The following is a 13,650-nucleotide window of genomic DNA, read 5'->3' as shown; positions in this document are numbered from 1 at the left end:
TACCCAAGCTTGTCTGTGCCCGGCCCCGGACCTTGCTATGATCGCGGGATACGCAACATTTTGACCATGCGGGCGCCCGCCCGCCACCGGATACCAAGACGATGGCAGCCAATCTCGACGTACAAGCGCGCTATTTCCCGCACACGCAGGACCAGCTTAAAGAAATCGCATCGGACATCCTTCGCCATGCGAAGGCGCTCGGCGCGACGGACGCCGCGACCGAAATCTCCGAGGGAGACGGCCTGTCGGTGTCGGTGCGCCGCGGCGAGGTCGAAACGATCGAGCACAATCGCGACAAGATGGTCGGCGTCACCGTGTTCATCGGCAAGAAACGCGGCAACGCGAGCACGTCGGACTTCTCGCCGGCCGCGATCAAGGATACCGTCGCCGCCGCCTACAACATCGCGCGCTTCACGGCCGAGGACGAAGCGGCCGGTCTCGCCGAAGCCGAGCTGCTCGAAACCGACCCGCGCGACCTCGATCTGTACCACCCGTGGGCGCTGACGGCCGACGACGCGGTCGAGCTTGCCCGCCGCGCGGAAGACGCCGCGTTTGCGGTCAGCCCGCAAATTCGCAATTCGGAAGGCGCGAGCGTGTCGGCGCAGCACTCGCAGTTCGTGCTCGCGACGTCGCGCGGCTTCCTGGCCGGCTATCCGTATTCGCGCCACTACATCGCCTGCGCGCCGATCGCGGGCAGCGGCCGCCACATGCAGCGCGACGACTGGTATTCGTCGAAGCGCAGCGCGATCGACCTCGCCGCGCCCGAAGCCGTGGGCCGTTACGCGGCCGAGCGTGCGCTCGCGCGGATGGGCGCGCGCCGTCTGGACACGCGCAAGGTGCCCGTGCTGTTCGAGGCGCCGCTCGCGGCCGGCCTGCTCGGCGCATTCGTACAGGCCGTGAGCGGCGGCGCGCTGTATCGCAAGACGTCGTTCCTCGTCGACAGCCTCGGCAAGCCGGTGTTCGCACCGCACATCCAGATCGTCGAGGATCCGCACGTGCCGCGCGCGATGGGCAGCGCGCCGTTCGACGAGGAAGGCGTGCGCACGCGTGCGCGCAGCGTCGTGAAGGACGGTGTCGTCGAAGGCTATTTCCTGTCGACCTATTCGGCACGCAAGCTCGGCACGCAAACCACCGGCAACGCGGGCGGCTCGCACAATCTCGCGCTGCGCAGCACGAACACGCAGGCGGGCGACGACTTCGACGCGATGCTGAAGAAGCTCGGCACGGGGCTGCTGCTGACCGAGTTGATGGGGCAGGGCGTGAACTACGTGACGGGCGACTATTCGCGCGGCGCGGCGGGTTTCTGGGTGGAGAACGGCGTGATCCAGTATCCGGTCGAGGAAATCACCGTTGCCAGCACGCTGCAGGAGATGTTCCGTCATATCGTCGCGATCGGTGCGGATTCGATCGTGCGCGGGACGAAGGAAACCGGCTCGGTGCTGATCGAGCAGATGACGATCGCGGGGCAGTAAGCCGCACGCGGCGCAGGCCGCCGGAAAACGAAAGCCCGACCGGCGCGAAGCCGGTCGGGCTTTTTTCATCGTGCGGAAGAAGACGTCAGCCGCGCTTGCGTGCGTAGACGACGAACGCATAGCCGAACGTGTTCGGCGCGGCAGCCTGATGCGCGTCGCGCGAGATTTCCTGCCAGTGCGCGGCGTCGGGCGCCGGGAACGACGCGTCGCCGTCGAAGTCGGCGTCGATCTCGGTGACGACCAGCTTGTCGGCGAGTGTGAGACCTTCCGCGTAGAGTTGCGCACCGCCGATCAGGAATACCTCCGGCGCCCCGTCGCGCGCGGCGAGCGCCAGTGCGTCGGCGAGCGACGTGACCGTATCGCAGCCGTCGAAACGGCGCGTGGCGTCGCGCGTGACGACGATATTGCGGCGGCCGGGCAGCGGCCGGCCGATCGATTCGTGGGTCTTGCGGCCCATCACGATCGGCGCGCCCATCGTCGTGCGCTTGAAGAACGCGAGATCCTCGGGAAGTTTCCAGGGCAACTGGTTGTCGCGGCCGATGATGCCGTTGCGGGCACGCGCGACGATCAAGGTCAACGTCGTCATGAAGGTCGGGAAAGAGGGGAACGGGGCCGATTTTACCGGAACGACGGCGTGCGCCGGATTCCGCACGCCCGCACGGCGACCGGCGTTTCCGGCGCCGGGCGTCGCGACGCGCGATGCCCCGCGTCGCGACGGTCCGTCCGAATAAAAAGAGTGCCCGCCGGGGGACGGAGCACCAAAACGTTTCATGTCGCGAGATCGGGGAGGCCGGTTCCGCTCGATGGCATCCGGTTCGACCGGCTCGTCATTTCAATACGTTATCCTGATCGAATTGAAGAGGCGCATGCATCAGGGATGCGTATGGCCTCGCGCATTGCCTTCCATCACATGCCGGATGTCGCCCGGTTGCGGCGCCGGCAGCGGCATCGGCAACTGGGGCGGCGGCGGGATCTCGTCCCACAGCGTCACGGCGGCGTTGGCGGCCGGCAGCGGTTGCGGGGCCGACACGGTCAGGATGCCGAACCCGTTGCCGGGCTGCCTGCTCGGCGTGTTTTCGGCGAGCAGCATGGCGCGATCCGGCTGCATGCCTTCGTCCGCGCATGCCGGAGCAGGCGGCCCGGCGGCCGAGAGCACGAGCGTCATCGGCACGAAAGAAAGTAAAAAAGGTTTTCGCATGGCGGATGTCTCCGATCGTGTACGTATTCAGCGAAATACATGCCACCGTACCGGGGCCATTGCCGCCCTTGCGATTCGCGCTCGAGCGTTGCGAATGGTGGCTGAAAACGACTGAAAATGTTTCAGGCCTGAAACGATGGGGGTCGGGAATACTGCTGATTCAATCGACACGCTTCAAGGATGAAAATCGGCGCGTGTGTCGATGACGAAACCCTTCCTGCACATGGGCTATGTGCAGATGATTGATCTGCATCGACCGCTGAGCGATTCGGCCGTGTCGCCATCGGCACTGAAACGGATTTGTCGTATTCGGTGCCTATAACCAGATCGTCTTGATCAAAAAAATACTGGACGCGAGACAAGCGCCATCATGCGAGGCAGTGTCGTTGCCGCGCATCGGCATGGCGAATCGAGCCACCTCCGGCTGACCCGATTCGATCCTTTTGCACGCAATCCGACGTGTGCGGCAATCGTTGGACGGTTGATGAACGGGGTGAGCATATGGGAGCCGATCAGCGGCACGTGGTCTACTATTCGCGCGAACCGAACGACGCGTTGCGCGGCCATTTCGACGAATGCGGCTGGCGCGTCGACTTGGCCGAGACCGTGCGCGATGTGCGGCGCGTCGTGCAGCACGGCGTGGCGACCGCCGGCCTGCTCGATTTCTCGCCGGGCTTCAAGCCGTCGGACCTGCGCGAACTCGAATCCTGCCTGAGCATCCAGCACATCGGCTGGATCGCGGCGACGCGGCGCGGCCAGTTGCAGGACGCGACGCTGCGCCATCTCATTCGCGACTATTGCTTCGACTACGTGACGATGCCGTACGAAACGGCGCGGATCGTCGAGACCGTCGGTCATGCGCACGGCATGGTCGCACTGACCGATCCCGTTTTGCCGCCCGTCGGCGCAGGACGCAGCGAAGGCGAGATGGTCGGCACCTGCGATGCGATGCTCGGGCTCTTCAGGACGATCCGCCGCGTCGCGGCGACCGACGCACCGGTGTTCATCTCCGGCGAGTCGGGCACGGGCAAGGAACTGACGGCGGTCGCGATTCACGAGCGTTCGTCGCGCGCACAGGCGCCGTTCGTCGCGATCAATTGCGGTGCGATCCCGTCGACGCTGCTGCAGGCCGAACTGTTCGGCTATGAGCGCGGCGCGTTCACCGGCGCGAACCAGCGCAAGATCGGCCGCGTCGAGGCCGCCAACGGCGGCACGCTGTTTCTCGACGAGATCGGCGATCTGCCGCTCGAAAGCCAGGCGAGCCTGTTGCGTTTCCTGCAGGAAGGCAAGATCGAGCGGCTCGGCGCGCACGTGTCGATGCCGGTCGACGTGCGCGTGATCTGCGCGACGCACGTGAACATGGAAGCGGCGCTGCGCGAAGGGCGCTTTCGCGAGGACCTGTTTCACCGGCTGTGCGTGCTGAAGATCGAGGAGCCGCCGCTGCGCGCGCGCGGCAAGGACATCGAGGTGCTCGCGCGCCACATGCTCGAGCGCTTCAAGGGCGATGCGCATCGGCGCCTGCGCGGCTTTTCGCCGGATGCGGTCGCGTCGCTGTACGGCTATTCGTGGCCCGGCAACGTGCGCGAGCTGATCAACCGCGTGCGCCGCGCGATCGTGATGTCCGAAGGCCGGATGATCACCGCCGCCGATCTCGAGCTGAACGACTATGCGACGCTCGCGCCGGTGTCGCTGCTGGAGGCGCGCGAGGCAGCCGAACGGCAGGCGATCGAGCAGGCGTTGCTGCGCCATCGCGGCCGTTTTGCGGATGCCGCGCGTGAGCTCGGCGTGTCGCGCGTCACGCTCTACCGGCTGATGTGCGCGCACGGCATGCGCGATCGCGGCGACACGCTGGCAGGGTTTTCGGCGCCGTTGCCGGAGCTTCCGCGCCACGCTTGCTAAAATCGGCGGGTACGGCCGCCTCTCGCGGCCGAAGGAACCCGCATGAAACAGTATCTCGATCTCGTTCGTACCATTCTCGATACCGGCACCTGGCAGGAGAACCGCACGGGGATCCGCACCATCAGCATGCCGGGCGCGATGCTGCGCTTCGATCTGCAGCAAGGCTTTCCGGCCGTGACGACCAAGAAGCTCGCGTTCAAGTCGGCAATCGGCGAGCTGGTCGGCTTCCTGCGTGCGTCGCGCAGCGCGGCCGATTTCCGTGCGCTCGGCTGCAAGGTGTGGGATGCGAACGCGAACGAGAACGCGCAGTGGCTCGCGAACCCGTATCGCCAGGGCGTCGACGATCTCGGCGACGTCTACGGCGTGCAATGGCGCCAGTGGCCCGGCTACAAGGTGCTCGATGCGAGCGCCGACGCGCAGATCGCCGACGCGACGCGCCGCGGCTTCCGGATCGTCACGCGTTTCGACGAGGATGGCGCGCCGAAGGTGCTGCTGTACAAGGCGATCGACCAGTTGCGCCAGTGCCTGGACACGATCATGGAGAACCCGTCCGATCGTCGCATCCTGTTTCACGCGTGGAATCCGGCCGTGCTCGACCAGATCGCGCTGCCCGCGTGCCATCTGCTGTACCAGTTCCTGCCGAACGCGACGAAGCGCGAGATCTCGCTGTGCTTGTACATCCGCAGCAACGACGTCGGTCTCGGCACGCCGTTCAACCTGACGGAAGGGGCTGCGCTGCTGTCGCTCGTCGGCCGGCTGACGGGCTACACGCCGCGCTGGTTCACGTATTTCATCGGCGACGCCCACATCTACGAGAACCAGCTCGACATGCTGCAGCAGCAGCTCACGCGCGAGCCGTACGAAAGCCCGCGGCTCGAGATTGCCGAGCGCGTGCCCGAGTACGCGAAAACGGGCGTCTATGCGCCCGAATGGCTGGAGCAGGTCGAGCCGTCCGATTTCTCGCTCGTCGGCTATCGCCACCACGAGCCGCTGACCGCGCCGATGGCAGTCTGATCGCGCGGGCGAGGCCGCACGGTTTCGTCGATCCATACCCTGCAAAAAAGGCTCGACCGGTATTGGCCGGTCGAGCCTTTTTGTTTCATCTTTGCTGCCCTTACTGGCGATGCCGCTCCTCGTGGCCGCCCTGCGGCGGCGGATTGCCCGGATGCGGCGCCTCGACGTGCGGCGCCGGCTGCGGCCGCGGTTCCATCCGGGGAGCGGGCATCGACGGGCGCGGTTCCATGCGGGGCGCCGGCTGCGGTCGCGGCTCCATGTGCGGCGCCTGCGGCTGCGGACGCGGCACGTCGTGCACCGCGGGCGCCGGCGGACGGTACTCGTTCACGCGCGGCGGCGCGACCTCGCGATGCGGCGCCGGTTGAGCGAAGTCCGGGCGTGGTTGCGGCGCGGGGGCGGCCCGTTCCGGTTGCGGCTGAGGCTGCGCATGCCAGGCCGGCGTCTGGAAGTCGGGGTGCGGACGCGGTTGTTGAATCTGCGCGGTATCGTCGGCCCGCGGTTGCGGCAGCGCGCGCGGCGCTTCGTTGCGGCCGCCGGGCTGTACGCCTTGCGGCGTCGGCACGCCGTCCGGATGCGGCGCCGCGGCGCTGCGCACGGGCGGCAGCGCATTCTGTCCTGCCGCGTGCAGTGCGGTCGGCGAGTCGGCGCGTTGACGCGCCATCGGCGTGTGCGGCTGCATCCACACGGGCGACGGCGCGTTGGCCGCGTGTGCGTTGCCGGTCGCGGCCGGAACGTTGTTCGCGCCCGGCGGATGCGGGACGCCGTTGCCGGGCGAGAACGCCTGATGCGGCATCGGGTTGCCGGGTGCCGGCGGCGTGCCGCCGTTGGCGAAGCGCGGTGCATTGGGGTTTTCGCCGTTCGGCGGCCGCGCGACATTCGACATGCCCGGCGTCGGCGCGCCCGGCCGCGCGGCCTGCTCGCCGGCCGGCTGGCCTTCGCGCGACGCGTGGGCCGGCTGCACGACGGGGCCGTGCGGATTCACGAGCTGCACGTTGTGCATCGCCCATGCGCCGCCGCCCGGCGGCTGGCCCGGAACGCGGACCGGACGAGCCGTATAGTCGGCCGGCACGTTCGTCTTCACGACGGGCGCGCCGGCGCCCGGTACGCGCCCGCCTTGCTGCGCGAGGTGGGCGGCGGCCTGATCGCGATAGGCGGCGGGGACGGCCGGGTTGCGTGTCGCGACGTACGGATGCTGCGCGATCGCCGCCGGCGGGCGGTAGCTGGCATTGCGCAGCCCGCCGGTGAAGCTCTGGCGCACCGGCGCGATGCCGGGCGTGCCCGGCGTGACGTGCGCGTTGCGCCATTGCTGCGGATCGACGTGCTGCGAGAAGTGCGCGACCGGCTGGCCGTGCACGAACGCAGTGGCCGGCACGGCCGTGATCGCGTGCGGCGCACGGAAGTTCACGTACGTCTTGTTGATGTTGGTGATATTGGTGATGTTCGTCACGTTCACGGTCTTGTTCACGTTGACGTTGTTCACCACGATGTTGCGGTTGACGCGGTCGTAGTAGTGCGGGCTCCAGCCGCCCCAGCCCGGATGCCACGGCTCGCCGGGGCCGAGCGCGAACCATGCGCAGCCGGCCGCGGCGACGCCGCCGACCGTGAGCGCGACGCTCCAGTCGGAACCGCCGCCGCCCCCGCCGCCCACGAACGCGACGAGCGCCGGCGCATAGACGGGCGGCTGGTCGACGACCATCGGGCCGGGCACCCAGGCCCAGTTGTCGTCCACGTACGCCCAGCGGCCGTAGTGATACGGCGCGAAGCCCCACGGCGCGTCGTCGACCCAGGTCCAGCCCCACGGCGCTTGCCAGATCCAGTGGCCGTCGTGATACGGCGCCCAATCGGCCGGCGTGTCGTTCGGCACCCATACCGCGCCGTAATTCGGGGTTTCGCGCCACGTGCCGTTCGCGTCGAGATCCTGGTAGCCGGGAATGTCGCGGGACACGTAGCGGGCCGACACCGAGCGCGCTTCGGCCGCGTCGCGGCTGGCGGCCCACTGATCGAGCGTGTCGGGGGCCGGTGCGGCCGATTGCTGCGCGACCTGCAGGTCGGTGCCGGTGAACACCACCTGCTGCCCCGGCGACAGCGGATACTGCCCGTTGCTGCCGTAGACGGTCGCGCTCCCGCTACGTACCGTCACCGTCGTGCTCGCGCCGTTCGGCGCGACATCGACGCGATAGTCGCCGGGGCCGGCGATGCCGAGCGCGAGGTTCGGCGTGTCGATTTCGTACGATCCGCCGGCCGGCAAATCGCGCACGTGCGTCGACACGGTGCCGAGCCCCACCTTCAATTGCGTCGTCGTGTCGTCGAGGTTCAGCACCGACAGGCTCGTCGATTGGCCGAGCCGCACCGCGGTCGAGCCGATGTGCAGCTCCGAGCGCGCGCCGGCATCGTTCCAGAGCTGATCGCCGGTCGTCAGCGGCCGGTTCACCGCCGCGTACGACCACGTATCGGTGCCGGCCGGTTCGGTCGTCACGGCGCCCGACAGGTAATTGAGCCGTGCGACGCGGCCGGGCGGATCGCCGCCCGGTTGCCGTGCCGCGGCCAGGTTCGGCGGCGCATCGGCCGATTGCGCGAAGGCCGGTGGCAGCGCCGCCAGCGCGACGAACGCGAGCAGCGTGTAGCGGGCGGTGCGCTTGAGCGTGAAGAGGGAGGCCATGGTGAGCGTCATCGTTGTGATCGCGGCGCGTCGATTCGTGCCGTCCAGTTCACAATATCCGCTCGGCCTGTTTCAAGGCACGGTGTTTTGTAAGTCGAATGGCACGCGATGTAACAAAACCTGTCCATCGCGCGCCGCTGTCGTGCAGCTGCAATGCCGGCGTCAAGCGGACGTAAGCCACGCGTCGAAAACCTGCTGTCCGGGCACCGTGACGCGCAGCACGCGCGGTCGGTCGGCGCGCTCGATCCAGCCGTGCGCGCAGAAGCTGTCGAGCAGCGCCGCGCCGAGTGCGCCGCCGAGATGCGAACGCCGCTCGCTCCAGTCGAGGCAGCCGCACGCGAAGCGGCGCCGGCGCGTGCGTTGCTGCGCGACGTCGATGCCCCATTGCGCGAGCGCCTGCGTGCCGAGTTCGGTGGCCTCGATCGCGTCGCCGTTCGCGAGCAGCCAGCGGCGCTCGGTGAGACCGTCGAAGATACGTACCGCGAGCTCGCCGGCCATGTGGTCGTAGCAGGTGCGTGCGTAGCGCAGCTCGGCCGGGACCGTGCGCGACGGCGGCGGGACCGGGCGATGCGGCGCGGCCGCGCGGGCGACGTTCGCCAGCGCTTCGAGCGAGGCCGCGATGTCGGCCGACGCAATGCGGTAGTAACGATGCCGGCCGCGCACGTCGAGGGCCAGCAGGCCGCCCTCGGTCAGGCGCGCGAGGTGCGCGCTGGCCGCGGACGGCGACAGCCCCGCGATCATCGTCAGTTCGCCGGCCGGTCGCGCGCTGCCGTCCATCAGCACCCATAGCATCGCGGCGCGGCCGGGATCGGCGATCAGCGCGCCGATGCGGCTCAGGCCCGGAAAATGGTGGTCGTCTTGATCGGTCATCGTCGTGTCTCGTCGAGCGGGATGAGGGCAGTGTAGTCCGGATGCGCATTCGATGTTTCGCTTTCGGATGAAATGTCGGATGCAGCGGTGCCGCCCCCGCGCGGACCGAACCGCAGCCCGTTGCAGGGCACGCGTAGAATGGCCGGACGCGGCGGCAGCGGGCCGCCGCATGAGACGCGATGCAACGATGAAGACGATTTTCTGTGTGTTGGCGGCGGCGCTCGTGTGCGCGGCGTGTGCACCCGGCGGCGCGGGCCCGACCGGCGAGCGCGGCGGCAGTATCGAGATGTACGGAACGATCGACCAGGGCGTCACGGTACGCCGCTGACCGGCGCCGGTCCGGCGCGAGCCGGCATGGCCGCCGCAGCCCCGCCACGCGGGGCTTGCCGCGCCGTATTGCCGCAGTGCAACGTATAATGGCCCGATGACGGCGCCCCTGCCGCCTGGAGCCAGAACAATGCCTCAACCGTCCCCCGTGCCGGCTGCCCTCGACCGCACCGAAACCGTATTCCGCTTCCTTGCCGAGCCTTCGTCCGTGAACTTCGGCGGCAAGGTGCACGGCGGCGCGCTGATGAAGTGGATCGACGAGGTCGCGTATGCGTGCGCGGCCGTCTGGTCGAGCCGCTATTGCGTGACGGTCAGCGTCGGCAACATCCGTTTTCAGCGTCCGATCCTGGTCGGCAATCTGGTCGAGCTGAAGGCGCGCGTCGTCGCGACGGGCCGTACCAGCATGCACATCCACGTGTCGGTGCACGCCGGCGATCCGAAGGGCGGCGTGCTGCGTCAGACGACCGATTGCCTCGTCGTGTTCGTCGCGGTCGACGAGAACGGCAACCCGGTGCCGGTGCCGCCGTTCGTACCCGAAACCGACGAGCAGCGGGTGCTGGCGAAATACGCGGCCGACGTGCGGGCCGCGCTCGACAAGATCGTCGAGATGAAGCCGGAAGAAGTCGCGAAGGGCACCGTCTGAGTGCCGCGGGCGCCGCGCCATCTGCGCCGCGCCCGCCGTCCTGCCGTTACCGCGTGCCGATCATCTGCTCGGGGCGCACCCACGCATCGAATTCCGCCTCGGTCAGGTAGCCGAGCGCGAGCGCGGCCGCCTTCAGCGTCGTGCCTTCCTTGTGCGCCTTCTTCGCGATCTGCGCGGACTTGTCGTAGCCGATGTGCGGATTGAGCGCCGTCACGAGCATCAGCGATTCGTTCAGCAACAGATCGATCCGCGCGCGGTTCGGCTCGATGCCCACCGCACAGTGATCGTTGAAGCTCTGCGCGCCGTCGGCGAGGAGGCGCACCGACTGCAGCACGTTGTGCGCGATCATCGGCCGGAACACGTTCAATTCGAAATTGCCGCTCGCGCCGCCGACGTTGACCGCGACGTCGTTGCCGAACACCTGGCAGCACAGCATCGTCACGGCTTCCGACTGCGTCGGGTTCACCTTGCCCGGCATGATCGAGCTGCCCGGCTCGTTTTCCGGAATCGACAGCTCGCCGAGCCCGCAGCGCGGCCCGCTCGCGAGCCAGCGCACGTCGTTCGCGATCTTCATCAGGCTGGCCGCGACCGTCTTCAGCGCGCCGTGCGCGAAGACCAGCGCGTCGGCGGCGGCCATCACCTCGAACTTGCTCGGCGCGGTTACGAACGACAGCTTCGTCAACCGGCCGATCTCGTCCGCCACGCGCACCGCGAACTCCGGATGCGCGTTCAGCCCCGTGCCGACCGCGGTGCCGCCGAGCGCGAGCTCGTACAGGTGCGGCAGCGCCGATTCGACGTGACGGATGCCGTGGTCGAGCTGCGCGACATAGCCGGAGAACTCCTGGCCAAGCGTGAGCGGCGTGGCGTCCTGCAGGTGCGTGCGGCCGATCTTCACGATGTCGGCGAACGCCTTCGACTTCGCGTCGAGCGTCGCGCGCAGCGTGCGCAGCGCCGGCAGCAGGTGATTGGCGATCGCATACGCGGCCGCGACGTGCATCGCGGTCGGGAACACGTCGTTCGACGACTGGCCGCGGTTCACGTCGTCGTTCGGATGAACCTTGCGCGCTTCGCCGCGCTCGCCGCCCATCAGCTCGCTCGCGCGGTTCGCGATCACCTCGTTGAGGTTCATGTTGGTCTGCGTGCCGGAGCCCGTCTGCCACACCGCGAGCGGGAACTCGCGCGGATGCTGGCCGGCGATGATCTCGTCGGCGGCTTCGATGATCGCGCGCGCCTTGTCGTCGGCGAGCACGCCGAGCGACTGGTTGACGGCCGCCGCGGCGCGCTTGACGATCGCGAGCGCGTGGATCAGCTCGGGCGACTGCTTCTCCGTCGAGATCCGGAAATTCTGCAGCGAGCGCTCGGTCTGCGCGCCCCAGAGCCGGTCGGCCGGCACGGCGATCTCGCCGAACGTGTCGCGTTCCATCCGAACTGCTTCGTTCATGATGCACTCCTCCAGGAAAGGGGAAAGGCCGCGCGCCGTCGCGCGGCGTCAGACGTAATCGGACGTATCGTGAGGCAGTCGCGCCGCTCGTGCGGCGTCTCGATGGCTATCGACAAGCATAGCGCCGGCCGCGATTTTGCGTCGTGTCGCGCCTAGCGCACCGTCGCGATGAGCGAGGTGGTCTTGCGATGAAAGCGCCATGCCATCAGTGCGGCGACACTCGCCAGGCCGGCCGCGAGCCCCCACCACAGGCCGCGCGCGCCCAGGCCCGCGTGGAATGCGAACCAGTAGCCGGTCGGGAAGCCGATGCCCCAGTAGCCGAAGGTCGCGGCGAGCATCGGGATGCGCGTGTCCTTCAGGCCGCGCAGCGCACCCGACGCGACGGTCTGCATGCCGTCGACGATCTGGAACACCGCGGCGATGCCGAGCAGCGACGCGGCGAGCGACACCGTGGCCGCGTTGGCCGGGTCGTCGAGGTGCAGGTACAGGCCGACGATCGTATGCGGCGCGACGATCATCACGAGGCCCGACAGCGACATGAAGCCGACGCCGAGCGCGAGCGCGACGAAGCCCGCGTGCCGCGCGGCGACGGGCGAGCCCGCGCCGATCCAGTAGCCGACGCGAACATTGGCCGCCTGGCCGATCGCGAGCGGCACCATGAACGACACCGACGCGACGTTCAGCGCGATCTGGTGCGCGGCGAGCGACGTCGCGCCCAGCACGCCGACCGTGAGGCCGGTGGCGAGGAACAGCGTCGATTCGACCCCGTACGTGATCGCGACCGGCCAGCCGATGCCGATCAACTCGCCCATCACGGGCAGCTTCGGGCGCGCCGCGGTCACGAAATGGCGGAAGCGCTGCCGGCCGTGCAGCAGCCAGATCAGCGCGAGCGCGGTGAGCCAGATCGTGATCGTCGTCGCGACGGCCGAACCGAGAAAGCCGAGGCGCGGCAGCCCGAATGCGCCGTGGATCAGCCCGTAGTTCAGCACGCCGTTGACGCCGACGCCGCCGATCGACACCCACAGGAGCCGCCGCGCGGCGCCGATCGCCGGCAGGAACGCGCGCATCAGCCCGACGCCGATCAGGCTGCCGAGCGCCGCGAAGCGCAGGATGCCCGTGTATTCGCCGACGTGATGCGCGAGCAGCGGCGGCTCGTGGAACATCAGCAGGATCGGTTCGGCAAGCGACAGCGCGACGATGGCCGGAATCGCGAGCAGCACGGACAGCGCGAAGCCCGTCCAGTAGATGTGCGGCACGCGATCCTCGGCCTGGGCGCCGCGCGCATGCGCGACGCTCACGCTGACCGACGACAGCACGCCTTGCAGGATCGTCACGATGACGAAGAAGAAGTTCGCGCCGAGCCCGCCCGCCGCGAGCGAATCGGGGCCGAGCGAACCGAGCAGCACCGTGTCGGTGACGCTCATCGCCATCTGGGAAAGTTGCGCGATCGCGAGCGGCGCGGCGAGGCGCGCGGTATCGGCGGCATGACTGGACAGGGACGGCGGCGCGGCGGCCGTCCTCGTAAGACCGGAATGCGACATGGAATGGGCGCTCGCGCGGGTGCGGGCCCGCGCTATATGTATTTATTTTGAGAGACGGCTAGCTTACGGCTTTATTCGTACCGTGTCGAACGTGCGCGCCGATGGCCATGTTGCGGTCAGGGGGAACCCCCCGCGGGCGCTAGGCCTCGCGTACCGCGATGCGCGTGTCGCCAAGCAGCACGACCTGGCCCGCGCGGATCTTGCAGGTCTTGCGAAGCTCGATCGCGCCGTCCACTTTCACGGCGCCGGACGCGACGATCAGCTTCGCGGTGCCGCCGCTGTCCGCGAGGCCGGTGATCTTGAGAAGGTTGTGCAGCTCGACGTATTCGCCGGTCAGCGTGAAATCCAGATTGGGCATGACGAGGAAGGGGCGCGACGCGCGGGAGGAAACGCTCCGCATCATACGGCACCGCGCGCCCGCACGCGAGCGCGGGTGGCCGCCGGTGGATGTAAAGGACTGTGAGCGATTCGTCAGCAAATGAAACGGTGGGTAACAGTCTGAGAGATTCGCGAACCGGCCGTGCGGGCGGCCGGTCTTCTGTCGTACCTGCTGCGTGTTGCGGCGGGGACGCGACGGACCGCATCG

The 13,650-nt window shown here is 68.5% G+C and carries 12 protein-coding genes; 5 read left to right on the top strand and 7 right to left on the bottom strand.

The genetic code is table 11. From position 1 onward, the window contains the following. Nucleotides 1-101: 101 nt before the first annotated feature. The gene (pmbA, locus tag WS96_RS27095) at nt 102-1,472 is read left to right on the top strand and encodes a metalloprotease PmbA (protein ID WP_059836752.1); all 1,371 of its coding nucleotides are present in this window, start codon (nt 102-104) and stop codon (nt 1,470-1,472) included. 85 nt (nt 1,473-1,557) lie between these two features. Here the strand turns inward: pmbA and WS96_RS27090 are convergent, their stop codons facing one another. Next, nucleotides 1,558-2,058: a dihydrofolate reductase gene (locus WS96_RS27090; RefSeq protein ID WP_059836750.1), complete on the bottom strand. Its 501-nt coding sequence runs from the start codon at nt 2,056-2,058 to the stop codon at nt 1,558-1,560. 285 nt (nt 2,059-2,343) lie between these two features. Beyond that, nucleotides 2,344-2,670 carry a hypothetical protein gene (locus tag WS96_RS27085; protein ID WP_059836748.1) on the bottom strand — a complete coding sequence of 109 codons (327 nt, stop codon included), beginning with the start codon at nt 2,668-2,670 and terminating at the stop codon, nt 2,344-2,346. Nucleotides 2,671-3,171: 501 nt separating this feature from the next. Between WS96_RS27085 and WS96_RS27080 the strand changes: the two genes are divergently transcribed. Together WS96_RS27080 and WS96_RS27075 are read left to right on the top strand one after the other, a co-directional pair. After that, a complete protein-coding gene (locus WS96_RS27080) occupies nt 3,172-4,569 on the top strand; it encodes a sigma-54 dependent transcriptional regulator (protein ID WP_059836746.1) in 1,398 nt (465 codons plus the stop codon). Between the two features lie 42 nt (nt 4,570-4,611). Continuing rightward, complete coding sequence (locus tag WS96_RS27075) at nt 4,612-5,583, top strand: thymidylate synthase (protein ID WP_059836744.1); 972 nt, start codon at nt 4,612-4,614, stop codon at nt 5,581-5,583. A gap of 100 nt (nt 5,584-5,683) precedes the next feature. On the opposite strand, the gene WS96_RS27070 is transcribed toward WS96_RS27075, so the two are convergent. Beyond that, complete coding sequence (locus tag WS96_RS27070; protein ID WP_059836984.1) at nt 5,684-8,242, bottom strand: DUF6600 domain-containing protein; 2,559 nt, start codon at nt 8,240-8,242, stop codon at nt 5,684-5,686. Between the two features lie 162 nt (nt 8,243-8,404). After that, nucleotides 8,405-9,112 (bottom strand): ArsR/SmtB family transcription factor, encoded by a 708-nt coding sequence (locus tag WS96_RS27065; RefSeq protein WP_059836743.1) that lies wholly within the window; start codon nt 9,110-9,112, stop codon nt 8,405-8,407. Between the two features lie 187 nt (nt 9,113-9,299). Between WS96_RS27065 and WS96_RS34160 the strand changes: the two genes are divergently transcribed. Both WS96_RS34160 and WS96_RS27060 read left to right on the top strand, forming a co-directional pair. Then, nucleotides 9,300-9,440, top strand: coding sequence for a hypothetical protein (locus WS96_RS34160; RefSeq protein ID WP_179949987.1), 141 nt, complete (start codon nt 9,300-9,302; stop codon nt 9,438-9,440). 129 nt (nt 9,441-9,569) lie between these two features. Continuing rightward, on the top strand, nt 9,570-10,082 hold the full coding sequence (locus WS96_RS27060) for an acyl-CoA thioesterase (protein WP_023475851.1): 513 nt from the start codon (nt 9,570-9,572) through the stop codon (nt 10,080-10,082). A 46-nt stretch (nt 10,083-10,128) separates the two neighbouring features. On the opposite strand, the gene fumC is transcribed toward WS96_RS27060, so the two are convergent. The 3 genes from fumC to WS96_RS27045 all read right to left on the bottom strand — a co-directional run bounded on the left by fumC (nt 10,129) and on the right by WS96_RS27045 (nt 13,422). Further along, the gene (fumC, locus tag WS96_RS27055; protein WP_059836741.1) at nt 10,129-11,523 is read right to left on the bottom strand and encodes a class II fumarate hydratase; all 1,395 of its coding nucleotides are present in this window, start codon (nt 11,521-11,523) and stop codon (nt 10,129-10,131) included. Nucleotides 11,524-11,675: 152 nt separating this feature from the next. Beyond that, the gene (norM, locus tag WS96_RS27050; RefSeq protein ID WP_034206747.1) at nt 11,676-13,064 is read right to left on the bottom strand and encodes a multidrug efflux MATE transporter NorM; all 1,389 of its coding nucleotides are present in this window, start codon (nt 13,062-13,064) and stop codon (nt 11,676-11,678) included. 139 nt (nt 13,065-13,203) lie between these two features. Then, nucleotides 13,204-13,422 carry an RNA-binding S4 domain-containing protein gene (locus WS96_RS27045; RefSeq protein WP_027783904.1) on the bottom strand — a complete coding sequence of 73 codons (219 nt, stop codon included), beginning with the start codon at nt 13,420-13,422 and terminating at the stop codon, nt 13,204-13,206. Nucleotides 13,423-13,650: the final 228 nt, after the last annotated feature.

Origin of the sequence: Burkholderia sp. MSMB1835 (genome assembly GCF_001526365.1) — a bacterium.
Taxonomy (GTDB): domain Bacteria; phylum Pseudomonadota; class Gammaproteobacteria; order Burkholderiales; family Burkholderiaceae; genus Burkholderia.
The sequence above is the reverse complement of the archived record's forward strand: the minus strand, read 5'-3'. Positions and strand labels throughout refer to the sequence as shown.

What these genes read in the sequence shown, in the direction of transcription:
- WS96_RS34160 (WP_179949987.1), top strand. Translation starts at nt 9,300, where the DNA reads ATGAAGACGATTTTCTGTGTGTTGGCGGCGGCGCTCGTGTGCGCGGCG.
- norM (WP_034206747.1), bottom strand. Translation starts at nt 13,064, where the DNA reads ATGTCGCATTCCGGTCTTACGAGGACGGCCGCCGCGCCGCCGTCCCTG.
- pmbA (WP_059836752.1), top strand. Translation starts at nt 102, where the DNA reads ATGGCAGCCAATCTCGACGTACAAGCGCGCTATTTCCCGCACACGCAG.
- WS96_RS27085 (WP_059836748.1), bottom strand. Translation starts at nt 2,670, where the DNA reads ATGCGAAAACCTTTTTTACTTTCTTTCGTGCCGATGACGCTCGTGCTC.
- WS96_RS27045 (WP_027783904.1), bottom strand. Translation starts at nt 13,422, where the DNA reads ATGCCCAATCTGGATTTCACGCTGACCGGCGAATACGTCGAGCTGCAC.
- WS96_RS27065 (WP_059836743.1), bottom strand. Translation starts at nt 9,112, where the DNA reads ATGACCGATCAAGACGACCACCATTTTCCGGGCCTGAGCCGCATCGGC.
- fumC (WP_059836741.1), bottom strand. Translation starts at nt 11,523, where the DNA reads ATGAACGAAGCAGTTCGGATGGAACGCGACACGTTCGGCGAGATCGCC.
- WS96_RS27060 (WP_023475851.1), top strand. Translation starts at nt 9,570, where the DNA reads ATGCCTCAACCGTCCCCCGTGCCGGCTGCCCTCGACCGCACCGAAACC.
- WS96_RS27090 (WP_059836750.1), bottom strand. Translation starts at nt 2,058, where the DNA reads ATGACGACGTTGACCTTGATCGTCGCGCGTGCCCGCAACGGCATCATC.
- WS96_RS27070 (WP_059836984.1), bottom strand. Translation starts at nt 8,242, where the DNA reads ATGGCCTCCCTCTTCACGCTCAAGCGCACCGCCCGCTACACGCTGCTC.
- WS96_RS27075 (WP_059836744.1), top strand. Translation starts at nt 4,612, where the DNA reads ATGAAACAGTATCTCGATCTCGTTCGTACCATTCTCGATACCGGCACC.
- WS96_RS27080 (WP_059836746.1), top strand. Translation starts at nt 3,172, where the DNA reads ATGGGAGCCGATCAGCGGCACGTGGTCTACTATTCGCGCGAACCGAAC.